General features: G+C 48.0%; 15 protein-coding genes. 8 read left to right on the forward strand and 7 right to left on the reverse strand.

Features of this window, described 5'->3' with window-relative positions; all coding sequences use genetic code 11:
* Positions 1–4: 4 nt before the first annotated feature.
* From JZY04_RS10435 to JZY04_RS10445, 3 genes are all read right to left on the reverse strand, one after another.
* Complete coding sequence (locus JZY04_RS10435; RefSeq protein WP_101603214.1) at positions 5–901, reverse strand: HlyD family secretion protein; 897 nt, start codon at positions 899–901, stop codon at positions 5–7.
* A gap of 13 nt (positions 902–914) precedes the next feature.
* Positions 915–2,171 carry a TolC family protein gene (locus JZY04_RS10440; protein WP_122143168.1) on the reverse strand — a complete coding sequence of 419 codons (1,257 nt, stop codon included), beginning with the start codon at positions 2,169–2,171 and terminating at the stop codon, positions 915–917.
* Positions 2,172–2,488: 317 nt separating this feature from the next.
* Complete coding sequence (locus JZY04_RS10445) at positions 2,489–3,649, reverse strand: 6-bladed beta-propeller (protein ID WP_122143169.1); 1,161 nt, start codon at positions 3,647–3,649, stop codon at positions 2,489–2,491.
* A 307-nt stretch (positions 3,650–3,956) separates the two neighbouring features.
* Here JZY04_RS10445 and JZY04_RS10450 point away from each other — a divergent pair, with 307 nt between their 5' ends.
* Positions 3,957–4,844 (forward strand): helix-turn-helix domain-containing protein, encoded by an 888-nt coding sequence (locus tag JZY04_RS10450; protein ID WP_122143170.1) that lies wholly within the window; start codon positions 3,957–3,959, stop codon positions 4,842–4,844.
* Between the two features lie 561 nt (positions 4,845–5,405).
* Here the strand turns inward: JZY04_RS10450 and JZY04_RS10455 are convergent.
* From JZY04_RS10455 to JZY04_RS10470, 4 genes are all read right to left on the reverse strand, one after another.
* A complete protein-coding gene (locus JZY04_RS10455) occupies positions 5,406–5,702 on the reverse strand; it encodes a thioredoxin family protein (RefSeq protein WP_005778289.1) in 297 nt (98 codons plus the stop codon).
* Positions 5,703–5,806: 104 nt separating this feature from the next.
* On the reverse strand, positions 5,807–9,037 hold the full coding sequence (carB, locus tag JZY04_RS10460) for a carbamoyl-phosphate synthase (glutamine-hydrolyzing) large subunit (protein WP_122143171.1): 3,231 nt from the start codon (positions 9,035–9,037) through the stop codon (positions 5,807–5,809).
* A 143-nt stretch (positions 9,038–9,180) separates the two neighbouring features.
* Complete coding sequence (gene carA / locus JZY04_RS10465) at positions 9,181–10,257, reverse strand: glutamine-hydrolyzing carbamoyl-phosphate synthase small subunit (protein WP_032538057.1); 1,077 nt, start codon at positions 10,255–10,257, stop codon at positions 9,181–9,183.
* Positions 10,258–10,388: 131 nt separating this feature from the next.
* Positions 10,389–12,272, reverse strand: a complete 1,884-nt coding sequence (locus tag JZY04_RS10470) for an amidophosphoribosyltransferase (protein WP_005778294.1) — start codon at positions 12,270–12,272, stop codon at positions 10,389–10,391.
* A gap of 753 nt (positions 12,273–13,025) precedes the next feature.
* Here JZY04_RS10470 and gltB point away from each other — a divergent pair.
* The 7 genes from gltB (at position 13,026) to JZY04_RS10505 (ending at position 26,544) form a co-directional block, all read left to right on the forward strand.
* The gene (gltB, locus tag JZY04_RS10475) at positions 13,026–17,570 is read left to right on the forward strand and encodes a glutamate synthase large subunit (RefSeq protein ID WP_122143172.1); all 4,545 of its coding nucleotides are present in this window, start codon (positions 13,026–13,028) and stop codon (positions 17,568–17,570) included.
* A 65-nt stretch (positions 17,571–17,635) separates the two neighbouring features.
* Entirely contained in the window at positions 17,636–18,997 is a 1,362-nt protein-coding gene (locus JZY04_RS10480; protein WP_122143173.1) for a glutamate synthase subunit beta, read from the forward strand.
* 54 nt (positions 18,998–19,051) lie between these two features.
* The gene (gene asnB / locus JZY04_RS10485; RefSeq protein ID WP_122143174.1) at positions 19,052–20,722 is read left to right on the forward strand and encodes an asparagine synthase B; all 1,671 of its coding nucleotides are present in this window, start codon (positions 19,052–19,054) and stop codon (positions 20,720–20,722) included.
* A 181-nt stretch (positions 20,723–20,903) separates the two neighbouring features.
* Positions 20,904–21,662 carry a glycerophosphodiester phosphodiesterase family protein gene (locus JZY04_RS10490; protein WP_122143175.1) on the forward strand — a complete coding sequence of 253 codons (759 nt, stop codon included), beginning with the start codon at positions 20,904–20,906 and terminating at the stop codon, positions 21,660–21,662.
* Positions 21,663–22,049: 387 nt separating this feature from the next.
* Positions 22,050–22,859 (forward strand): diaminopimelate epimerase, encoded by an 810-nt coding sequence (gene dapF / locus JZY04_RS10495; protein ID WP_122143176.1) that lies wholly within the window; start codon positions 22,050–22,052, stop codon positions 22,857–22,859.
* A gap of 87 nt (positions 22,860–22,946) precedes the next feature.
* Positions 22,947–24,179, forward strand: coding sequence for an LL-diaminopimelate aminotransferase (locus tag JZY04_RS10500; protein WP_005778316.1), 1,233 nt, complete (start codon positions 22,947–22,949; stop codon positions 24,177–24,179).
* A gap of 175 nt (positions 24,180–24,354) precedes the next feature.
* Entirely contained in the window at positions 24,355–26,544 is a 2,190-nt protein-coding gene (locus tag JZY04_RS10505) for a glutamine synthetase III (protein ID WP_122143192.1), read from the forward strand.
* The last annotated feature ends 177 nt before the right edge of the window (positions 26,545–26,721 follow it).

Below are 26,721 nucleotides of genomic sequence, written 5' to 3' on the forward strand. Positions count from 1 at the left end.
TCATTTAAAACTTCACTCCACCATACATACCTATTTTGAGCAGTCCGTCGTTCTCCACGGTTATCTTGACGGCATACACCAGATTGGCACGTTCTTCTTTTGTCAGAATCGTTTTAGGAGTAAATTCAGAACGATCTGAAATCCAGCTTACGACTCCCGGATACTCTTTACGTTCGTTTCCTCCATAGTCGGAGAAAACTGTCACCCGGTTACCGATTTTAACCTGCGAGAGCTGTTCGGATGTGATATAAGCGCGAAGATACATATGATCAACATCTGCCACCTTGAAGAGTGGCTTGCCCACGGCAGCCAGTTCTCCTGCTTCGGCATATTTCGCCAATACAGTACCGCTGATAGGCGAAACAATATGGCACTTCGCCAACTGGTCTTCCACCTGTGCCACTTGAATGGCTACTGACGAACCTTGTTCCGTAAGACTGTTCGTACTGTTTTGTAAAGACGACATCTGTGCCGCAAGCTGACGCTCGAGCAAAGCGACCTGCGCATCCCAATCATCCAGTTGCTTCTGATTAGCGGCTCCGGCTTTCAAAAGGTTTTCTACACGTTTCTTCTCCCGTTGGGCGGTAGCGATTTGCTGGCGGGTAGCGGCAATCTGCTTGTTGACATCCGGACGTTGGCTTTCAACCGACTTCATACTGGCTTGCAATTGCAGTTTCTTCAGGTAAAGTTGCACGGTATCGATCAATCCCACTTCTTCACCGGATGCCAACCGTGTACCTTCTTCAACATCAAAGCACAGAAGCCTTCCCGAAGCCTCGGCCGAAACCAGAACTTCAGTCGCTTCGAAAGTTCCCGTAGCATCATAGTCGATAGTTCTGCCTCCGCAAGCGGAAAGTAAAGACAGTAAGAATAGACATCCTATAAGTTTATTTGATTTCATAACTGCTATTATATTAGTTATTCGTAGTATATTTCAATTGATAAATATTCATCAGGAGCTGGACTTCATGCAAAGCCTTGGTCTGTCGAGCCAGATTCTCGGAAGTCATATCCCGGAGCATATCGGTAACGGTCATGGTGCCATTAGCCACCTTCGCCTCCGAAGCTTTACGGATATTAGTCCGCAAACGGATAATTTCATCATCATCCACCATCTGACGGCGCACGCTCTCCACGGCACTCTCCTGCTGAGTAGCCTGAATGCGGGTGTTAAACAGAAACACATCCCGGTTACTGTCCAACTGTCGACGACTGGTATCTATCACCCGCCTATCGTTACGCAACGTATACAGGCTGCCGAAGTTCCACGACAAACGGACTCCTGCCACATAATAAGGGGTGAACTCATTTTTCAGCATATTCAGTCCCGGATTGCCATACGCCCCCTGTACGAAGAGCCCGAGACGAGGCATCAGTCCGGTTTTCAAAGCTTCTTCCTGTACTTGTAAGCGTCCGTTCTGTGCATCGAACCATAGCAATTCCGGACGATTATTCGCCATCACCTGTATGTCCGACTCGGCGACCGGCTTCTGTAAAGACGCACTGGCAGGCACTTCTTCGCCTGTCAGCAGCGAAAGCATTGACAGATAGGCCTGGCGTGAAGTCGTTAACTCTATCCGCTTTTGCCGGGTGTTCAACTGCTCCACACTGACGGCATCAAGATCGGTCTGACTGGCAATGCCATTTTCAATGTACGAAGAAATCTGCCTGTGGGTACGTTCCAGTTCTTCCAGGAAGAGCTGATTCTGACTCAATTGTTCGTCCAGTAACAGAATCCCGAAATATACCTGATTCACCCGCTCGGTAAGTGCATACATATCCACATTCAGCTTTTCCCGGTCTACGTCCGACATCGCCTTTACCTGCTCTTTCCTTGAACGGATTTCACCACCGTCCCAAATGTTCTGTTTCAGTTCCAGCATCACCTGATATTGATCCTTGGACAAGCCCTTGATATCTACCCCGGGAATCTGCACGGGCAGCTCTGTTACCTCACTCTGCCAGGTAGCTTTGCCCGAAAGGGTGAACTGAGGCAGATTAGCTTTCGACGCATTTGCCAGATTATATTCTTTAGTCTTCTCTATCAACCCATACTGCCTCACCAACGGATAGTTTTCCCGGGTTTTCCGTTGGCACTCTTCAAGGGTGATCTGCCCATATGTCAGCAGGGCAAACAGAGAAAAAGACAAAGAAAAAATAAATCGTTTCATATTCTATTCCTAATTAATTCTTCTTTCCTGCAAAGATAGAGAATAAGAACACGCAACCAGGTTCCAATTGTTTGCAATAATGTTCTATTAGTTCGATTCTTTAGAATAAATCATATGAATCAAATGCCGACTGTGGATTTATTCAGGATTTAAGATATGCTATCCTTTTATTGAAGCCATTTATAAATCCATACCTTATTAGAGTCCGCGAAAAGCGATGACCGAAAAAACAAACCCCGGAAAATGACTCTCCCGGGGTTCCATATTTAGAAATACTTCTTTCTAAATCAACATTGCCATATCTCCATATGGATTCTTTATTCTTTCACCTTTCCGATAAACAGAACATTATTATCATTCTCATTCAAAGTAGCTGCCAGTTCCTTAAGTTTCTTTTCATCTGGACCGGAGCATTTGCCGGAAGCAAGATGTTTTTCTATCTTTTCAATCAACTGGCCCGGTTCCATACTTTGGATAAAGTACCCGCGATAGAAACTGTGACCCGGAGCCGAAACAGGAAGATTACCGTAAAAGTCATTAACAAGGCGGAAATAAGAAGAAGCATTCTTCTTAGTGTCTACCAAGACATCTCCACCTCCTGTTCCCTTTTTCCCCCAATAGGTGACTATGAAATGATGAGGTAGTCTGTAATATAAATGTATCGGTTTCTCATTCATATTCGGGAAGGTCATGGTGAATCTTGGTAACAACTTATTGTTAGTGGAATCATAAGTAAAAAGAGTATCTATACTGGTATGGAAGAAATCGAAATCGTTGCAATTTCTGTATGAGAAAATTTCTCCGTCGAAATTCATCACCTTTGTTGCGGCTGTCGCAGGGATTTGCTTCAGTATATTTCCGTCCGTATCCATTTGGAAAGCAAGAGGCTCTCCCTCATTGAAAGGCATGTGTATAATAGATAAACTTCCATCTTCATTCACCCATATTTTCGGTTTATTGACTTGTATGGGAAGCTGGATATCCTTAATCCATTGCCCGTTTATATCATACATCATGATTCTCTTCCCCACAAAAGGCGTGAAGAATATATGACCATTCTTTTCATCAATGCATTCATCGTAAAGGGTGGTGTCATATTCACCGGGACCGCTTCCTACGGAACCGACATTATATAAGAATTTACCATTCCTGTCAAACAGCTTAAACACACCCCGATCCCCTTGGCGGATACCGATGTAATTGTCGGTAGCATTAATAAACCAGGCTTTGAAGTATGCCTCTTCGGAGGTCCCAAAACGAACAATGCGACAATCTTCGACAAACTCGCTGAGTGGCACTTCTATGGTGTCTTTTACGAGTGATAAGTCACATATAGTCAGTTTGCTTCCGACAGTTTCGACAGTAGTGATGCTCCCATCGTCTGTTTTCATTTCTTTGGATTTCTGACCGGAGGTGTTGCAAGCGGATACACATCCCAGCAACAAAGCGGAGGATAAAAGTAAATAAGTGGTTTTCATGCAGAATTGTATTTAAGTTATTCGTCATCAACAATATACGAATACTTCGTAATTACAAACTGCCCGTATAAACATATTTGCTCCAGATTAAACTATATTAACTTTTTCAGGACAAGCTTCACCCCACTGCTCATACCCCTATTATATTATCCTCCATGCCCATCAGCCTCATCAGTATGTTGAGGTCCGGACCGGGATACACGCACACTATCTCATTGTGTTTTGGATAAAATATGCTATTCTTTTACTTAGCTCGCTTATAAATCGCATATTTTATCTAAGTTTGCCGTGTGATAACAACTGATTTATGGAAAAGAACAAACCTCTGGAACTGGCACTCGACCTGCTGAAGCACAGCAACATGGTATGCAACAACGAATATCGCTTCGTCACCCCGGATTTTGGCATTGTCATCAGCTTCGCCAATATGGAAAGCCACCTGTTCCGTTTGGGACAACCCTACCGGCTGAAGGAAGGAAGAATTATCCGCGGACTACGCGGAAAGGCACGGATCATTATCAACCTGATTGAATATACCGTCTATCCACAAACCATTGTCACTTTCATCCCCGGCTCCATTGTCGAACTTTTAGAGTTCACACCCGATTACGATTTTCAGATGATCGCAGTGGACAAAGACTTCCTGCCGCTCCTACGACGTGACCAGCTCTTTGAATCACACGTACGGCAGAACCTTGTCACCCGGGTGACAGATACCGAATGGAAGTTGTCGGATGCTTATTTCACGCTGATTTGGAAAACTGTTCAGGAAAAACCCTTCCGCCGGGAGGTGGTACAACATCTGCTTGCAGCTCTACTGCATAATATAAAATATATACGGACGGAAGAAGCCAATGACGCTTCTCACAGGTTTTCACATCAGGAAGAGATATTCTGGCGATTCATCACACTGGTGAACGAATCCAGCAAAAACGAACGTACCGTAGGATTCTATGCCGACAAGCTATGCCTGACTCCCCGTTACCTGAACACACTGATCCGGCAGGTCAGTCACCAGACAGTGATGGAGTGGATCAATCAGTCTGTTATTCTCGAAGCAAAAGTGTTACTGAAACACAGTGACCTGCTTGTATACCAGATTTCGGATGAACTGCATTTCCCGAATCCCTCCTTCTTCTGCAAGTTCTTTAAACGAATGACGGGCATGACACCACAGGAGTATCAAAAAAGATAAATTCACTTTGATAGCATATTTTATATTTAGCTATCAGCTTGCTATCGCTTTCGCCTGTTTACTGACTCACACTTTCACCGAAACAGACGCAATAAAAGATAAATCTTCATACAAAACGCATATAAAGCGCAAAACAATGCAGAAATAGACCAATATATTCAATAAACATACGTTTCTTCTAAGGAAGAAAGACGGCGTTCCTTTAAAAGAAAGACGGCATTGGTTTAAAACCAAAGCTCCGTTTCATTAAAACCAACGTTACATCAGGTATAAAGAGAGTGTAAAGTGTCCCGTAACCTCTATTTTTCCACTTTTCAGTGCAGACCAAACTAATTTTTTCGAAATATCAATCAGCTTACAAAAGCACGGCATAGAGCAAACCTGCGATAAGGAACAGACCTAAACACCTGCCATAACGTAACCTTATAAACACATAAGGATAACTAATTGAAAAACGGAAACGGGCATACAAACACCCATTTCGTATCCAATAAACAAACTACCCGATATAGCGCATGCTACACCGGGTAGAAAATACAAAATGACATGATTGGCACTTTGCTATTTGAACTCTTCCAACACCAGTTTAAGTTCATCGATGGTCAGTTCTCCCACTTGCCTCCACAATTCGTGTCCACGCTGCAGAAGGATGAAAGCCGGAGCCGTCTCGATATTGAATGAATCCGCGACTGCCTTGTCTCCCACTATATTCACTTTAACCACCTCGGAGACTTGTTTCTCGTAAGTCCGTACTACAGGTTCCAGCCATTCATAATGGGGAGACCAGTCTGCATAAAATTCTACCAACACCAGACGATTCGTTCCGGATGCGGCATCCAATTGCTCTGCTATACTCATTGTTACACGCTTTATTGATTTATATGTACTTTCAACAACAGTCAACAGAAAAAGTTCCGGATTTCAGGATTGTTAAGCAAAAGAGGAGAAGAAGACGGAACTTCTTATTTATATTCTTCCCATGACTTGATTGCTATATCGTCAATATCCATCGTACAGAACGCATTGATAAACGCACTCGCCAATCGGGCATTGGTAATCAGCGGGATGTTGAGGTCGATGGCGGCACGACGGATTTTGTAACCGTTATCCAGCTCACCGGCAGTCAGATTCTTGGGAATATTGACTACCATGTCGATCTCTTTCTTGTGCAACATCTCGAGTGCCTGGGGATGTCCTTCCTCGCTGGGCCAGTAGACGCGGGTGTTCTCTACGCCATTCTCGGTAAGAAATTTGCTGGAACCTCCCGTTGCGAAGATATTATATCCCTTCTTCTGTAACATACGGGCCGCTTCGAGCATATCCACTTTCTGTTTCGGCGTTCCGGTAGAGAGCAGGATGTTCTTCTTCGGAATGCGATAGCCCACGGAAAGCATTGCTTTTAGTACGGCACAGGAAGTATCGCTGCCGATACAACCTACCTCACCGGTCGATGCCATGTCGACACCCAGCACAGGATCAGCTTTCTGAAGACGATTGAAAGAGAACTGACTGGCCTTGATACCGACATAATCGAGTTCAAAAAGGTTCTTGTTCGGCTTCTCAACAGGCAGACCGAGCATGACTTTCGTAGCGAGTTCGATAAAGTTGATCTTCAGCACTTTGCTGACAAAGGGGAACGAACGGCTGGCACGGAGATTACACTCGATCACTTTGATGTCGTTGTCTTTAGCCAGATACTGGATGTTGAACGGACCGGAGATATTGAGTGCCTTGGCTATCTCACGACTGATACGCTTAATGCGACGCACCGTCTCCACATACAACTTCTGCGGCGGGAACTGGATGGTGGCATCACCGGAGTGTACGCCGGCAAATTCGATGTGTTCGGAAATGGCATACGCAATGATCTCCCCGTTTTGTGCTACGGCATCCATCTCCACCTCTTTGGCATGTTCGATGAACTGGCTGACCACAACCGGGTGCTTCTTCGAAACATTGGCTGCCAGTTGCAGGAAGCGTTCCAGTTCTTCCTGATTGGAGCAAACATTCATGGCCGCCCCACTAAGCACATACGACGGACGCACGAGCACAGGGAAGCCTACCTTGTCTACGAAGGAGTTGATATCTTCGAGTGAAGTAAGCGCACGCCATTCCGGCTGATCCACGCCGATGCGGTCGAGCATGGCGGAGAATTTATCACGGTCCTCGGCATTATCGATACTCTTGGCGGAAGTACCGAGAATATGGATATTCTGGGCATCGAGGCGCAGAGCAAGGTTGTTCGGTATCTGCCCTCCGGTGGAGACGATGACACCATGCGGATTCTCCAGTTCAAGAATATCCGTCACACGTTCGAAAGTCAATTCGTCAAAGTAGAGGCGATCGCACATATCGTAATCGGTCGATACGGTTTCGGGATTATAATTGATCATCACCGAACGCCAGCCTTCCTTACGGATGGTATTGAGTGCCTGCACTCCGCACCAGTCAAACTCTACCGAAGAACCGATGCGATAAGCACCCGAACCAAGCACCACGATGGAACGGTGGTCGCCCAGGTAGGTTACATCGTTGGCTGTGCCGCTGTAGGTCAAATAAAGGTAATTGGTCTGTGCCGGATACTCGGCAGCAAGCGTATCGATCTGCTTCACCACGGGAACGATGCCCAGGCTCTTGCGGTAATTGCGGACATAAAGGCTTCCGTCTTCCATATCACCTTCGTAACCGATGGCACGTGCTATCTGGAAGTCAGAGAATCCCTGTCGCTTGGCTTGCTTAAGCAGGTCGGCAGGCAAGTCGGCTATCTGCTTGTGATTATTCCCCCACTGATGAAGCTCCTCCGAAGTATTCATGATGTTCATCAGCTTTTGCAGGAACCATTTGTCGATCTTGGTCAGGTCGTGCACCTGGTCAATGGTATATCCCGCACGGAAGGCCTTCGATATGACGAAGATACGTTTGTCGGTCGGTTCATGCAGCGCTTTGTCGATGTCGGAGATGACGAGTTCTTTGTTTTCCACAAAACCGTGCATACCCTGTCCTATCATACGAAGTCCTTTCTGAATCGCTTCTTCAAAGGTACGCCCGATGGCCATCACCTCACCGACAGACTTCATAGAAGAACCGAGTTCTTTATCCACTCCGTGGAACTTACCGAGATCCCAACGGGGGATTTTGCAGACTACGTAGTCCAGCGCCGGTTCAAAGAACGCACTGGTAGTCTTCGTCACGGAGTTTTTCAAATCGAACAGCCCGTATCCGAGTCCGAGTTTGGCAGCCACGAAAGCAAGCGGATAACCGGTAGCCTTCGACGCCAAAGCAGACGAACGGCTCAGACGGGCATTCACCTCGATCACCCGGTAATCTTCCGATTCGGGATCGAAAGCATACTGCACGTTACATTCGCCCACGATACCGATGTGGCGGATGATGCGGATGGCAAGCTCACGCAGTTTATGATATTCTTTATTGGTCAGGGTTTGCGAAGGAGCAATCACAATGGATTCTCCGGTATGGATGCCCAGTGGGTCGAAATTCTCCATGTTGCAGACCGTGATACAGTTGTCAAAGCGGTCGCGCACTACTTCGTATTCCACCTCTTTCCATCCCCGCAAGCTCTTCTCAACCAGCACCTGCGGAGAAAAAGCGAACGCTTTCTCAACAAGTACGTCCAGTTCTGCTTCGTTGTCACAGAAGCCGGAACCTAATCCACCCAATGCGTAAGCCGCACGGACAATGACCGGATAACCTAATTCCCGGGCTGCACGACGAGCATCTTCGGCGTTCTCGACAGCTTCGCTCTTGATGGTTTTCACGTCAATCTCGTTCAGCTTCTCCACGAAAAGCTCACGGTCTTCGGTATCGATAATGGCTTGTACGGGAGTTCCCAATACACGTACTCCGTATTTTTCGAGAATGCCTTCGCGGTAAAGGGCCACGCCGCAGTTCAGTGCCGTCTGTCCGCCAAAAGCAAGCATGATACCCTCAGGACGTTCCTTCTGAATCACCTTCTCGACGAAATAAGGAGTTACGGGAAGGAAATAAATCTGATCTGCCACACCTTCCGATGTCTGTACGGTGGCAATATTGGGGTTGATCAGGATGGTTTCGATTCCTTCTTCTTTCAAGGCTTTGAGCGCCTGGGAACCGGAGTAGTCGAACTCACCGGCTTCACCGATTTTCAAGGCTCCGGAACCAAGGAGCAGTACTTTCTTTATATTGTTTTCTTTCATTATTAGTTTGTTTTTGAGGTTAATCCACCACAGAGAACACAGAGTTTTAATCTCTTGTTTATTAGGATATTTAAGAGAAATATATTCTCTGTGTCCTCTGTGGTGAATCGTATTCGTTTCTGATCATTTATGCAGAATATACTTCAGAGCAGTTTCACGAACTCGTCGAAAAGGAATTCCGTATCGGTCGGTCCGCTTGCCGCTTCCGGATGGAACTGTGCGGAGAACCACGGGTTTGTTTTATGGCGGATTCCTTCGTTGGAGCCATCATTCATATTGATGAACAACGGTTCCCAATCGGTGCCGAGTGTGTTGTTATCTACCGCGTAACCATGATTTTGTGAAGTGATGAAACAACGTTCAGTGCCTGCCATCCGTACCGGCTGATTATGACTGCGATGACCGTATTTCAGTTTGTATATTTTGGCTCCTCCGGCTTTGCTCAGCAACTGGTTACCCATGCAGATACCAAAAATAGGAAGTTTCGGGTTCTGCATGGCACGGCGGATGTTCTGCACCGCAGCATCACATGTATCCGGGTCACCCGGTCCGTTGGAGATGAAGAGTCCGTCGAATTCCAGATGATTGAAATCATAATCCCAAGGCACGCGAATCACTTCCACATCCCGGCGAAGCAAGCAGCGGATAATGTTCGTCTTTACACCGCAATCCACCAGTACGACTTTTTTCTTACCCGCGCCTTCATTGTAACGGATCACCTCTTTACAGGAAACCTTGTCTACGTAGTTCACCCCGCTGTAAACAGCTTCCGGAGCATTTTCCGGTTCATCGTCAAACACAATCCGTCCCATCATCACTCCGTGTTCACGCAGCACTTTGGTCAGCTCACGGGTATCGATGCCCGTAATGCCCGGCACCTGCTCCCGTTTCAGCCAGTCCGCCAGACTTTCCACTGCATTCCAATGGCTGTATTCCTGTGAGTAATCGCTCACGATGATGGCTTCGGCATGGATGCGTTCGCTCTCCATGAATGTAGCCAGCCCGTTGGGTTCCATACTGAAAGGAGGCACACCATAGTTGCCTACCAGCGGATAAGTCAGTGTCATCAGCTGCCCTGCATACGAAGGGTCGGTCAGACTCTCCGGATAACCGGTCATGGCGGTATTAAACACGACTTCACCTGCCACAGGTTTTTCGTAGCCAAACGACTTGCCGTGGAAACGGCTCCCGTCGTCAAGGATCAAAGTTACATTCTTCATTCTTATCTTCGTTTTAATCCACCACAAAGGATACAAAGCTCGCAGAGGTTTCATCTTTTATTTTAAAGTACATCTAAAATAAACCGGTCCACTGTGTACGCTGCATCCTCTGTAGTAAAATCCTGATTTTCTTAAAATTGATATACCTGTTCAATATAATTAATAAATGCTTCGTTCAGCAGTTTCACTCCGCCCGGCGTTGGATAATTACCGCTGAAGTACCAGTCTCCCGTATGGTTGGGACATGCCTCGTGCAATCCTTCAAGGGGTTGGTAGACAATCTGTACCTTGGCCTTCGTACCCTTCGGCGTCAGCAGTTCCACCATTTTAGCAGAGATTTCCTCGTCGGTGAAAGGAGCATAAATCTCCTTCACGTAGTTTACCATCTGTTCCTTCGGCAATCCTACCTGATCTTTCGATTTCCGGTAAGCTGCCGCGATCACGTCTTTCATATCCCGGTCCTTCAATAGTTCGATTGCCGCCTTGAAAGCGATGAACTCGGACATTTTCGCCATATCGATGCCGTAATAGTCCGGATAGCGAACTTGCGGGGAGGAAGAAACGATAACTATCTTTTTCGGTCCCAAACGGTCGAGGATACCGATAATGCTTTGCTTCAATGTGGTGCCACGGACGATGCTGTCATCGATAATCACCAGATTGTCGATACCTGCCCGGAGGCTGCCGTATGTTATGTCATACACGTGTGCCGCCAGATCGTTCCGGCTATTACCTTCGGCAATGAAAGTACGCAGTTTGATGTCCTTGATCGCTACCTTTTCCGAACGGATACGGCGGGACAGGATCACTTCCAGTTCATCGTGGTCCGGATTATGTCCCAGATTGGCAATCTGTCGTACCTTTTCTTCATTCAGGTAATCGTCCAGCCCTTGAAGCATACCGTAAAATGCCACCTCCGCCGTATTCGGTATGAACGAGAATACGGTATGGTCGAGATCATTATCAATTGCCTTCAGGATGTTCGGCACCAGCTTTTCACCCAGTTGTTTTCTCTCCTTATAGATGTCCGCGTCACTACCCCGTGAGAAGTAAATCCGCTCAAACGAACAGGCTTTCTTTTCCCGCGCTTTGTTGATCTGTGCCGTACGCAGTTTTCCCTCTTTGCTGATAAGAAGTGCCTGCCCCGGTTGCAATTCCTTTATTTCTCCTATCGGAACATTGAGTGCAGTCTGAATCACCGGACGTTCACTGGCAAGCACCGCAATTTCTTCATCCTGATACCAGAATGCCGGGCGGATCCCCCACGGGTCGCGCAACGCAAAGCTCTCTCCGCTTCCGGTCAGTCCGCACATCACGTATCCTCCATCCCATTCCTTGCTCGATGTACGCAACACGTTGGCAAGATCCATATGATCCTCAATATAATGCGTCACGCCCATACCGGTCAGTCCTTCGGCCTCGGCCTGATTGAACAGTCGTTCCACTTCCCGGTCGAGTCTGTGCCCCACCTGTTCGAGCATGATATAGGTATCGGCATACTTACGCGGATGTTGTCCGATGGCAGTGATACGGGCAAACACTTCGTCCACATTTGTCATGTTGAAGTTACCGCAAAGGGCAAGGTTCTTCGCCCGCCAGTTGTTCCTTCTGAGAAACGGATGGACATAAGATATGCCGGATTTTCCGGTGGTCGAATAACGCAGATGTCCCATGTATACTTCCCCCGCAAAGGGCAGTGTACGCTTGGCAAACCCAGCATTGTGCAATTGCTCCCCGGTCAGATCCTTGAAGTTGGCCTGCACCGTTTCAAAAATTTCAGTGATGGCACCGGAACCCAACGCCCGTTCACGGAACATATACTCTTCACCCGGATTTGCTTCCAGTTTCACACATGCCAGTCCGGCACCTTCCTGCCCACGGTTATGCTGTTTTTCCATCAGCAGGTAGAGCTTATTGAGCCCATACATCCATGTCCCGTACTTCTTTTCGTAATACTCCAGCGGTTTAAGCAAACGAATCATGGCAACGCCACATTCATGTTTCAGTTGTTCCATCTATTTTCGATTTAACTATATTACAATCGGTTATTGAACTCACACCATAATCACACTCTTTTCCTCCTATCCCGGTCGGTCTGTCGTGCCTTCCCGACCCATAACGATACATCACGGGCAAAGGTACACTAATTATCAACGGTTTAAAGCACTTTAATGTTTCCGGACTTCCGATACATAGATTATCGGTCTTACAAAACCGGTAACTCTGCAGGAAACATGAAACGAAATGAACGGGGATCTCTGTACAGGTACTGTTACAGGAAGTATAACTTTGGGATAGAAATTCTTGGAGGATAACGGTGGAAATTTCAAGATTGCCGTTAGCAATAAAAACAGATGCTTCGCCTTTCGGCTGATACATATCAATATAGCCTACCATTCCACACATATTATCCTTTTTTGTTTTCGCGTGCAAAGATACATAATCTAAATAACATAAAGATTAGTTTTCCTATAAATATTTGACATAAACGTACAAAAAAGTTGTTTTAATATCAAAACGTTAATTTATCTATTATTTCAGTCTCAAAAAGAAAGAGATTACAATCGTTTAATGATATAATGGAAGCAAGTTACAGTTTGAAACAAAAAGTAGTTAATTTACTTACGATCTGAAATATCAAAAAACTAAAAAGAGAATTAGTGTCACACAAAGGTGCGCCACACATATCATAATGAAATTAAATTCCTATTTTTGCCAAACATTTTGATACAACAAACAGGTATTATCGTATAATAAAGCTAAACAGAATGAAGGAACAAGAACTTTTTAACAACGAAACAAAAGAGTTGCCCTGTCAACGACTGCCCGAACAGTTGGGTCTCTATCATGCAATGAACGAACATGATGCCTGCGGAGTGGGTATGTTGGTGAACATTGACGGGGGAAAATCGCACGACATTGTGGAGTCCGCACTAAAAGTACTGGAAAATATGCGTCACCGTGGTGCCGAAGGAGCGGATAACAAAACAGGAGACGGCGCAGGCATCATGCTCCAGATTCCTCATGAATTTATCTTGTTGCAAGGCATACCTGTCCCCGAAAAAGGGAAATACGGAACAGGTTTGATTTTCCTCCCCAAAAACGAAGAAGACCGGGCAACCATTCTGAGTATTATTATCGAGGAGATTGAAAAAGAAGGATTAACACTGATGCACCTGCGCAATGTACCCACTTGCCCGGACATATTGGGTGAATCGGCACGAACAGCCGAACCGGACATCAAACAGATATTCATCACCGGATTTACGGAAACGGAGACAGCCGACCGCAAACTCTATGTGATAAGAAAAAGGATTGAAAACCGGATACGCAAATCATCTGTCCCGGCAAAAGACGACTTTTACATTGTGTCGCTGTCTACCAAAAGCATCATATATAAAGGTATGTTGTCATCCTTACAGTTGCGTAGTTATTTCCCCGATCTGACAAACAACTATTTCACCAGCGGACTTGCATTGGTACACTCACGTTTCAGCACCAACACGTTTCCCACATGGGGACTGGCGCAACCCTTCCGTCTACTGGCACACAACGGTGAAATAAATACCATTCGCGGTAACCGGGGATGGATGGAAGCAAGGGAAAGCGTACTCTCCTCACCTACCTTGGGTGATATCAGGGAGCTCCGCCCCATCATCCAGCCGGGTGGAAGTGACAGCGCCTCTTTAGATAACGTACTCGAGTTCCTGGTAATGTCCGGCCTCAGCTTGCCACATGCCATGGCTATGTTGGTACCGGAGTCATTCAACGAAAAGAATCCGATCAGCGAAGACCTGAAAGCATTCTACGAATATCACTCCATTCTGATGGAACCATGGGACGGACCGGCTGCCCTGCTGTTCAGCGACGGTCGCTATGCGGGAGGTATGCTCGACCGTAACGGACTACGCCCCGCCCGCTATCTGATTACTCACAACAACATGATGGTAGTTGCCTCCGAAGTCGGCGTAATGGACTTCGAACCCGGAGATATCAAAGAGAAAGGACGCCTGCAACCGGGCAAGATATTGCTGGTAGACACCGAAAAAGGTGAGATCTACTACGACGGTGAACTGAAAAAACAGTTGGCGGAGGCCAAGCCTTACCGTACCTGGCTCGCCAACAACCGGATTGAACTGAATGAACTGAAAAGTGGACGCAAAGTATCACACAGTGTAGAGAACTACGGCCACATGCTACGTACCTTCGGCTATTCAAAAGAAGACATCGAAAAGATCATCACCCCGATGGCGACCGGAGGGGCCGAATCGATCAATTCGATGGGCAACGACACCCCCCTGGCCGTACTCTCGGATAAACCACAACTCTTGTACAATTACTTCCGGCAACAATTTGCACAAGTGACAAACCCTCCCATCGATCCTATCCGCGAGGAATTGGTGATGTCGCTGACGGAATATATCGGTGCTGTGGGCATGAACATTCTCACCCCCAGCGAGAGTCATTGCAAAATGGTGCGCCTCAACCACCCTGTATTGAACAATGCCCAACTGGATATCTTATGCAATATCCGGTATAAAGGATTCAAAACGGTAAAGCTGCCCATGCTGTTTGAGGCTGATAAAGGAAAAGCCGGACTTCAAGAGGCACTGACCGCCCTGTGCAAGCAGGCAGAAGCCTCCGTCGCAGAGGGAGTCAACTACATCGTACTGACCGACAGAGAGGTCGATGCCACACATGCTGCCATTCCATCCTTACTGGCCGTCAGTGCAGTGCATCATTATCTGATCTCAGTGGGCAAACGTGTCCAGACTGCTCTGGTAGTAGAAAGCGGCGAGATACGCGAAGTGATGCATGCAGCCCTGCTACTTGGCTTCGGAGCCAGCGCATTGAACCCCTACATGGCCTTTGCCATTCTCGACAAGCTCGTTACCGGTAAAGATATCCAACTCGATTATGCCACAGCAGAAAAGAACTACATCAAAGCTATCTGCAAAGGGCTCTTCAAAATCATGAGTAAAATGGGGATCAGTACCATCCGTTCATACCGGGGAGCAAAAATATTCGAAGCTATAGGATTAAGCGAAGAACTGAGCAAGGCTTGTTTCGGCGGCCTGCCCTCTACCATCGGCGGCATCCGGCTTGAAGAGGTAGCCAAAGATGCCATCGCTTTCCACAATGAAGGATTCGCAGCGGAAAACAGTGATGACATTCTGCCCAACAAAGGCTTATACTCTTTCCGAAAAGACGGGGAAAAACATGCCTGGAATCCGGAAACGATCAGTGCCCTGCAACTGGCAACCCGCCTGGGCAGCTACAAGAAATTCAAAGAGTTTACACAAATGGCAGATGAAAAAGAAATGCCCATCTTTCTGCGCGATTTCCTGGGATTCAAACGGTCGCCTATCTCCATCGACAAGGTAGAGCCCGTTGAAAACATCATGAAACGTTTTGTTACCGGTGCCATGAGTTACGGTTCGATCAGCCGGGAAGCACACGAGACAATGGCCATCGCCATGAATGCCATTCACGGACGGAGCAATACCGGTGAAGGAGGTGAAGATGCCAAGCGATTCACCCCGCGTCCGGACGGAACAAACCTGAGAAGTGCCATCAAACAGGTAGCTTCGGGACGTTTTGGCGTGACTGCCGAATATCTGGTAAACGCGGATGAAATACAGATCAAGATTGCACAAGGCGCCAAGCCGGGCGAAGGCGGACAGTTGCCCGGCTATAAGGTGGACGAAGTGATAGCCCGTACCCGTCACTCCATACCGGGCATCTCGCTGATTTCCCCTCCTCCTCACCATGATATTTATTCAATCGAAGATCTGGCACAACTTATCTTCGACTTGAAAAACGTAAATTCCCGGGCGAGAATCAGTGTCAAACTGGTAGCCGAAAGCGGAGTCGGCACCATTGCCGCAGGTGTAGCCAAGGCCAAAGCCGACCTGATCGTCATCTCCGGTGCCGAAGGCGGAACAGGAGCTTCACCCGCCTCTTCCATCCGTTACGCCGGCATCCCACCCGAATTAGGATTGAGTGAAACCCAGCAAACCCTGGTGCTGAACGGACTGAGAGGTCAAGTCATGCTCCAGGTGGACGGACAGCTGAAAACCGGACGGGACATCATCCTGATGGCAATGTTGGGGGCCGAAGAGTTTGGATTTGCCACCTCTGCCCTGATTGTTCTGGGATGTGTCATGATGCGCAAGTGTCATCAGAATACTTGCCCGGTAGGTGTGGCCACACAAAATGAAGAATTACGTAGACGCTTCCACGGACGCAGCGAATACCTGGTGAACTTCTTCACTTTCCTGGCACAGGAGGTACGCGAGTATCTTGCGGAAATAGGTGTCGAAAAGCTGGACGACATTATCGGACGGACGGACCTGATCGAACGCAAACCCCAAGATATACTCCCCAAGCACAGCCTGATTGACTTCAGCAGGTTGCTGGCACGGGTTGACAACCGGGCTGCCATTCTGCATACCACCAATCAGGACCACGGTATCTCGGCGGTGAAAGATGTGGAAATAATCCATGCCGCCCGCGAAGCCATCGAACACCAACGGGAAGTCTCTCTGGAATATACCATCGCCAACACTGACCGCGCGTGCGGTGCCATGCTCTCAGGTGCCATCGCTACCCGGTATGGAGAAAAAGGTCTGCCGGAACATACGCTGAACGTCAAATTCAAAGGTTCCGCCGGACAGTCATTCGGTGCCTTCCTTGTACCGGGAGTCAACTTCAAGCTGGAGGGCGAAGCCAACGACTATTTGGGAAAAGGATTGAGTGGCGGACGTATCGCCGTACTTCCACCGGTACGAAGCAATTTCGAAGCGGAAGAAAACACTATTGCCGGAAACACCCTGCTATACGGAGCCACCAGTGGTGAAGTATACATCAATGGACGTGCGGGCGAACGTTTTGCGGTGAGAAACTCCGGAGCCGTCGCTGTTGTCGAAGGTGTGGGTGACCATTGTTGCGAATACATGACCGGCGGACGGGTGGTCGTGTTGGGACAGACCGGACGCAACTTTGCAGCCGGCATGTCGGGCGGCGTAGCCTATGTATGGAACAAAGAAGGAAACTTCGACTATTTCTGCAACATGGAGATGGTGGAACTTTCACTGATCGAAGAAGCCGGCTATCGCAAAGAACTTCATGAACTGATCCGCCAACATTATCTCTATACAGGCTCAAAACTGGCACGCACCATGCTCGACAATTGGAATCACTGCGTGGACGAATTCATCCAGGTGGTACCGATCGAATATAAAAAGGTGTTGCAGGAAGAACAGATGCGGAAACTGCAACAGAAAATCGCAGATATGCAGAGAGACTATTAGACAAGCCGCCGAACCTGTATATCAGATACCAATCTCAATCGTAAACTATAAAATCGTAAATCAAAATGGGAGATCCAAAAGCATTCTTAAATATTCCCCGTCACGAGGCCGGATACCGCCCCGTACACGAGCGCATCACTGATTTCAGTGAGGTGGAACAGGCCCTCAACACAAGCGACCGCAAACTTCAGGCTTCACGCTGCATGGATTGCGGTGTCCCCTTCTGCCATTGGGCTTGTCCGTTGGGCAACAAGCAACCCGAATGGCAAGACGCACTCTACAAGGGAAAATGGCGTGAGGCCTACCAGATATTGTCTGCCACGTGCGACTTCCCGGAGTTTACCGGACGCATCTGCCCGGCACTCTGTGAGAAGTCGTGCGTACTGAAGCTATCGTGTGACGCCCCTGTCACCATCCGTGAAAATGAAGCAGCCATCGTGGAAGCAGCTTTCCGAGAAGGTTATATCATGCCGGTAATTCCCAAACGAAATGGAAAACGGGTAGCCGTCATCGGTTCCGGCCCTGCCGGACTGACGGTTGCCAATCGCTTGAACCGCTCGGGGTATGCCGTCACCGTTTTCGATAAAGCAGCAGCTCCGGGTGGATTACTTCGCTACGGAATCCCCAATTTCAAACTGAATAAAGTCATTATCGACCGCCGGATGAAGCTCCTGGAAGCGGAAGGCATTGAATTCAGAATGGGAACCGAGATCGACACGCATAAACTCACTCCGGAGAGTCGCACTTCCGACTTCGATGCCTATTGCATCTGTACCGGAGCGGAAACACCCCGGGATCTGCCCATTCCGGGACGCGAGTTGAAAGGAATCCATTTCGCTCTTGAGCTGTTGAGCGGACAAAACCGAATCATTGAAGGAGAAACTTTTTCCAAAGACGGGCAAGTAAATGCGAAAGGCCGAAAAGTGCTGGTCATCGGTGGCGGAGACACAGGCTCCGATTGTATCGGCACGAGCGTTCGTCAAGGGGCGGCCTGCGTGACACAAATCGAAATCATGCCCAAGCCCCCTGTTACCCATAATCCTGCCACTCCGTGGCCACAATGGCCGGCTGTACTGAAAACCACCTCCAGCCATGAAGAAGGCTGTATCCGTCGCTGGAGCCTAACTTCCAACCGGTTCCTCGGAAAGAACGGTAAAGTCACCGGAGTGGAAGTGGAAGAAGTGGAATGGTTACCGGACCCCGTCAACGAACGCTCTGTTATGAAGCCGACCGGAAAAAAGGAAATAATCGAAGCAGATATGGTTTTATTAGCGATGGGATTCCTCAAACCCGAACAGCCAGTATTTGCCGAAAACGTATTCATCGCCGGAGACGCGGCAACAGGCGCAAGCCTTGTGGTGCGTGCCATGGCAAGCGGACGTGCAGCAGCGACAGAGATAGAAAAATATTTAAACGCCAAGCGGTGAACAGCACGTAGTTTATTCATCATCAGACATTAACCCTTTAAAACAAATACGATTATGTGTGGAATAGCAGGAATTTTTAATATAAAAATTCAGAGCAGAGAGCTCAGAAGCAAAGCCTTACAGATGGCACGGAAAATTCGGCATCGGGGACCCGACTGGAGTGGAATTTATTGTGGTGGAAGTGCCATCCTGGCACACGAGCGCCTTTCTATCGTCGACCCTCAAAGCGGAGGACAGCCCCTTTACTCGCCCGACCGGAAACTGGTACTGGCCGTCAATGGCGAAATTTATAATCACCGTGACATCCGTGCCCGGTATGCCGGCCGTTACGAGTTCCAGACTGGAAGTGACTGTGAAGTGATCCTTGCACTTTACCGCGACAAAGGCATTCATTTCCTCGAAGAGCTCAACGGTATTTTTGCTTTCGCCCTTTATGATGAAGAGAAAGATGAATACCTGATCGCCCGTGACCCCATCGGAGTAACACCTTTATATATAGGAAAAGATTCCGAAGGACACATCTACTTTGGCAGCGAGCTCAAGGCACTCGAAGGATTCTGCGACGAGTACGAGCCCTTCCTTCCCGGACACTACTATCACAGTAAAGAAGGAAAAATGAAACGCTGGTATACCCGCGACTGGATGGATTATGAAAAAGTGGCGAAAGAAAACGGCACCTCTCCCTGCCGGCAGATTCATGACGCTCTTGAAGAAGCAGTACACCGCCAGCTGATGTCCGATGTACCCTACGGAGTGCTTCTGTCGGGAGGGCTGGATAGCTCTGTCATTTCCGCCATTGCCAAGAAGTATGCAGCCAAACGTATTGAAACGGACGGTGCAAGCGATGCCTGGTGGCCGCAGCTCCACTCCTTTGCTGTCGGGCTGAAGGGTGCACCGGACTTAGTCAAGGCACGTGAAGTAGCCGAATACATCGGTACTGTTCATCACGAAATAAACTACACCCTTCAGGAAGGGCTCGATGCAATCCGGGATGTCATTTATTTCATCGAGACATACGATGTCACTACCGTCCGGGCTTCCACACCGATGTATCTGCTGGCACGTGTCATCAAGTCAATGGGTATCAAAATGGTATTGAGTGGTGAAGGTGCCGACGAAATCTTCGGCGGTTACCTCTACTTCCACAAAGCACCGGATGCCCGGGCTTTCCACGAAGAAACCGTAAGGAAACTATCCAAGCTGCATTTATACGACTGCCTTCGTGCCAACAAGAGTCTTGCGGCCTGGGGAGTGGAAGGTCGTGTGCCTTTCCTCGACAAAGAATTTCTGGATGTAGCCATGCGGCTTGCCCCCGAGGTAAAAATGGCTCCGGGAAAAGTGATCGAAAAGAAAGTGGTGCGTGAAGCCTTTGATTCCCTCCTCCCCGCCAGTGTGGCATGGCGTCAGAAAGAGCAGTTCAGTGACGGTGTGGGATACAGCTGGATAGACACGCTGAAAGAGGTTACCGCAGCAGCCGTCAGTGACGAACAGATGGCTCATGCGGCCGAACGCTTTCCGGTTCATCCCCCGATGAACAAGGAAGAATATTACTATCGCAGCATCTTCGAAGAGCACTTCCCCAGCGAAAGTGCCGCCCGCAGTGTCCCCAGTGTTCCCAGCGTAGCATGTTCCAGTGCCGAAGCTCTGGCATGGGATACCGCATTCAAGAACCTGAACGATCCCAGCGGACGTGCCGTGAAAGGCATCCATGAAGAAGCATACTGAGAACAGGGTGTAGCCCCGGCAGGCAAAGGGTGTAGCCATCCGGGCATCAGGGTGTAGCCCTACCGTATGGATGGCTACACCCTAAGAAAATTATAGCTTTGTTTAACGCAGATTAGCATCCTTCCACAGCTCATTTGCGTTACTTTTTATATCTTTGAAGGCGAACCAAAAACTGAAATATATGAAAATAAAAAAACTTCTGCTTGCCTCTGCCTTGCTTTTCTCGGCATATAATGTCTCTGCACAAACCCAGGTTATTGCCCATCGCGGATTCTGGAAAACCGAGGGTTCTGCACAAAACAGCATTGCTGCCCTGATAAAAGCCGACTCCATCGGATGTTACGGTTCGGAGTTTGATGTATGGCTGGCAGCCGATGACCAGTTAGTGGTCAACCATGATCCCACATTCAAAGGGAAAAGAATGGAAAACTCCCCCTCTACCGCACTGACAGCCATTAAACTGGATAACGGGGAGAGCCTGCCTACCCTTGCCAAATACCTGAAGGCAGCACAACCACTCCACACCCGGTTGATCCTTGAACTGAAAGCACACACCACTCCCCAACGCGAAACAAAAGCCATCGAAAAAATCGTTGCGCTGGTAAAAGATATGGGACTGGAAGACCGGATGGAATACATCACCTTCTCCCTGCATGCCACGAAAGAATTCACCCGCCTGGCTCCGGCAGGAACCCCGGTTTATTATCTGGACGGTAATTTGTCTCCCAAAGAGCTGAAAGAACTGGGATGTGCCGGTCCGGACTATCATTACAGTGTGTTCCGTAAACATCCCGAATGGATTGAGGAATGCCACGACTTAGGTATGAAAGTAAATGCCTGGACGGTGAACAAGGCAGATGACATGAAATGGCTGATCGACCGTAAGGTAGACTTCATCACTACCAACGAACCGGTACAACTGCAAAATCTCCTGAAATAATAAATTTCCTTATCACATCGCTTTTTAATTCTCCCTTGAACCGCTTCCTACCGGTTCAAGGGAGAAATCATATTATGAAGCTGTGTCCTCTGTGGTGAGTTTTGACACATTTCATTAAAGACCCCAATTGATCCGGATCAAGATATGGCTCCCATTACAAAAGCTTCTTGAAGAGAGCAAACAAAACGGCTACATTACAGTTTATTAGATTATATGCAATTCTTATTTCAATCTAAAAGTAAATCTACGCTCAACTGACACAGAGTGAAAGAATATTTAAAATAAATAGATATAAGATATGCTTTTAATAAAAACACAAAGCAAAAAGTCATATCTTTGCATAGTAATAAAACAAAAGGATACATCAATCGATTAATACAGATCAAAATGACAAGAACGATTCAATTCACCAAAATGCATGGGGCAGGAAACGATTACATCTATGTAAATACCCTCAGGTTTCCTATCCACAATCCCGGTAAAACAGCCATCGAATGGAGTGCCTGCCATACAGGGATCGGCAGTGACGGGCTCGTTTTGATCGGTCATTCGGACAAAGCAGATTTCAGCATGCGCATATTCAATGCCGACGGTTCGGAAGCAATGATGTGCGGTAACGCAAGCCGGTGCATCGGCAAGTATCTTTATGAATACGGACTGACCTCAAAAAACATCATCACCTTGGAAACCCTCTCGGGTATCAAAGTGCTGAAACTGCACCTTGAAGCCCAAACGGTAAAAGCCGTAACGGTTGATATGGGTGTACCACTGGAAACCGGAACAATAGATTTCGACAACAAATTTCCATTCGTCTCCACGCAAGTATCGATGGGGAATCCGCACCTCGTCACCTTCGTGGACGATATCCGGAGTATAGACCTTCCGGAGATCGGCCCGAAGCTGGAAAAACATCCGCTTTTCCCTGACCGTACGAACGTGGAGTTTGCACAGATAACAGGAGAAAACAAGATCCGTATGCGGGTGTGGGAAAGGGGATCGGGCATTACACAGGCCTGCGGGACAGGCGCCTGTGCAACAGCCGTAGCGGCCCATCTCACCGGACGGACGGGACGAACCGTAGATATCGTGATGGACGGAGGCACACTGACCATAGAGTGGGACGAAGCAACAGACCATGTATACATGACCGGACCGGCAGTTAAAGTATTCGACGGAACAATAGAACTAAGAGAATAGTTAATGGATTTCAGGTATCAGTCCATTTGATAAGGTATAAAGATTTAGTTTTCAGGAATAACATTTCAAACTTAAAACAAGAACAATATGGCATTAGTAAACGAACATTTTTTGAAATTACCGGGAAGCTACTTGTTCTCGGACATAGCGAAGAAGGTCAATACTTTTAAAATAACACACCCGAAGCAGGACATCATCCGGCTGGGGATCGGCGATGTGACCCGTCCCCTTCCGAATGCCTGCATCGAGGCCATGCACAAGGCAGTCGAAGAGATGACGTCTACCGAAACCTTTCGCGGATACGGTCCCGAACAAGGATACGATTTCCTGATTGAGGCCATTATCAAAAACGACTATGCTCCACGGGGTATCCATCTTTCGCCTACGGAAGTATTTATCAACGACGGCGCCAAAAGTGATACGGGTAATATCGGAGACATTCTCCGTCACGACAACAGCGTAGGGGTCACAGATCCCATTTATCCGGTTTATATCGACAGCAATGTGATGTGCGGACGTGCCGGAGTGCTGGATACCGAAAGTGGCAAATGGAGCAACGTCACTTATATGCCTTGTACCGCCGAGAATCATTTCATCCCGGCCATTCCGGAGAAACGCATTGACATCGTCTACCTCTGTTATCCCAATAATCCCACCGGTACAACGCTGACAAAAGCCGAACTGAAGAAATGGGTGGATTACGCACTGGCCAATGATACCCTGATCCTGTTTGACGCAGCTTACGAGGCCTACATTCGGGAACCGGATATCCCCCACTCCATCTACGAAATCAAAGGAGCCAAGAAATGTGCCATCGAGTTTCGCAGCTTCTCGAAAACAGCAGGTTTCACCGGAATACGCTGCGGATATACCGTTGTGCCGAAAGAGCTGACGGCAGCCACACTCGAGGGAGAACGCATCCCCCTGAACCGGATGTGGAACCGCCGCCAATGCACCAAGTTCAACGGAACGTCTTACATTACCCAACGTGCCGCAGAGGCGGTTTATAGCCCCGAGGGGAAAGAACAGATACAGGAAACGATCAATTATTATATGACAAACGCCCGCATCATGAAAGAAGGACTGGAATCCACCGGACTGAAAGTATACGGAGGAGTAAACGCACCTTATTTGTGGGTAAAGACTCCCAATGGAACCAGTTCGTGGCGTTTCTTCGACCAGATGTTGTACGAAGCCAATGTAGTGGGAACTCCGGGAGTCGGTTTCGGTCCCAGCGGAGAAGGTTACATCCGCCTGACGGCATTCGGCGAACGAAACGATTGCATCGAGGCAATGCGGCGCATCAAGAACTGGCTGTAAAGCTTTCATGTGATACGGGTAACATGAATACAAAGCGGAGATGAATACGGTTTCACCACAGATTGACGCGGATTAAAGAATTGTTCCGTTGATAATTAAGATTTAAAAATCTGTGGAAATCCGTGTAATCTGTGGTGAATCAAAACCCAAACAGTTTATAAATAATTCAATCATTATGTCAAAACTCAGATTCAGAGTCGTAGAAACGGCCTTTAAGAAAAAAGCCGTAGAAGTGGCAACTCCCACCGAACGCCCGTCGGAATACTTCGGGATGTACGTTTTCAACAAGGAAAAGATGTTTAAGTACCTGCCAAGCCATGTGTTCAGCAAACTGACCGATGTGATTGACAACGGTGCACCACTGGATCGCAGTATCGCCGACGAGGTTGCAGCCGGTATGAAGAAATGGGCCATCGAGATGGGGGCCACACACTATACCCATTGGTTTGCTCCACTGACCGAAGGCACTGCCGAAAAGCACGACGCTTTTGTAGAACATGATGGAAAAGGAGGGATGATGGAAGAATTCACCGGAAAACTGCTGGTTCAGCAGGAACCGGATGCCTCGTCTTTCCCGAACGGAGGTATCCGCAACACTTTCGAAGCTCGTGGTTACAGTGCATGGGACCCTTCCTCACCCGCTTTCATTGTAGACGATACGCTGTGCATACCGACTATCTTCATCGCCTATACAGGTGAATCGCTCGACTACAAAGCACCGTTACTGAAAGCGCTGAGGGCAGTAGACAAAGCTGCTGTAGCCGTTTGCCGTTACTTCAATCCGGATGTAAAAAAAGTATATGCCTACCTGGGATGGGAACAAGAGTACTTCCTGGTAGACGAAGGCTTATACGCCGCCCGTCCGGACCTGCTGCTGACCGGACGTACCCTGATGGGGCATGACAGCGCCAAGAACCAACAGCTCGAAGACCATTACTTTGGTGCCATCCCCACCCGCGTAGCCGCTTTCATGAAAGATCTGGAAGTGGAAGCATTGAAACTGGGCATCCCCGTAAAAACGCGCCACAACGAAGTAGCGCCCAATCAGTTTGAGCTGGCCCCTATCTTCGAAGAGTGCAACCTGGCCAATGACCACAACCTGCTGATCATGTCCCTGATGCGCAAAGTTAGCCGCCGCCACGGCTTCCGTGTACTGCTCCACGAAAAACCGTTCAAAGGTGTCAACGGATCGGGCAAACACAACAACTGGTCGCTGGGTACGGACACCGGCATCCTGCTGATGGCTCCGGGCAAGACTCCGGAAGATAACCTGCGTTTCGTAACATTCGTCGTCAATACACTGATGGCTGCCTATCACCATAACGGACTTCTGAAAGCATCCATCTCAAGTGCCACCAATGCACACCGGCTGGGAGCCAACGAAGCACCTCCCGCCATCATCTCCTCTTTCCTGGGCAAGCAGCTTTCACAAGTGTTGGAACACATTGAAGAAAGTACGAAAGATGACCTGATCAGCCTGAGCGGCAAACAGGGCATGAAGCTGGACATCCCACAGATACCCGAATTGCTGATTGACAATACGGACCGGAACCGTACTTCACCTTTCGCATTCACCGGAAACCGTTTCGAATTCCGTGCCGTAGGGTCCGAAGCCAACTGTGCCAGCGCAATGATAGCCCTGAACGCGGCTGTCGCCGACCAGTTGAAACGGTTTAAGAAAGATGTAGACAAGCAGATTGAGAAGGGAGAGCCCAAGATTTCGGCCATTCTCGACGTGATCCGGAAATATATCAAGGAATGCAAAGCCATTCATTTCGACGGCAACGGATACAGCGACGAATGGAAAAAAGAAGCCGCCCGTCGCGGTCTGGATTGTGAAACAAGCGTTCCTGTCATTTTCGACAACTATCTGCGTCCCGAAACGATAGCCATGTTCGAAGCTGTGGGCGTGATGAACCGGAAAGAACTGAAGGCCCGCAACGAAGTGAAATGGGAAACTTATACCAAGAAAATCCAGATTGAAGCCCGCGTATTGGGTGATCTGGCCATGAACCATATCATCCCTGTTGCTACACAGTACCAGACAGACCTGATAGATAATGTATATAAAATGAAATCCCTCTTTCCGGAAGAAAAAGCAGCCCGACTTTCTGCCAAGAACCTGGAACTGATTGAAGAGATTGCCGACCGTACCGCTTTCATCAAGGAACATGTAGACGCAATGATCGAAGCCCGCAAAGTGGCAAATAAGATAGAAAGTGAACGCGAAAAAGCCATTGCTTACCACGACACCATCGTGCCGGCTCTGGAAGAGATTCGTTACCACATCGACAAACTGGAACTGATTGTCGACAACCAGATGTGGACACTGCCTAAATACAGAGAGTTGTTATTTATAAGATAAACAGTCTTAAGAGAGTGTGTTGAAACTCACCACAGAGGACACAGAGTAACATAGAGTAAATTTTAAACCATTGATTATCAATGTTGATAATCTGTGAAAATCGGTGTAATCTGTGGTGAAAAGTTTTTGGCACATCCCCTTTCAGAAACCTATTTCTTTTGTTGGTTGTTTTAAGTT

The sequence above is a fragment of the Bacteroides sp. 11BF genome, assembly GCF_019633765.1.
GTDB classification, from domain to species: domain Bacteria; phylum Bacteroidota; class Bacteroidia; order Bacteroidales; family Bacteroidaceae; genus Bacteroides; species Bacteroides hominis.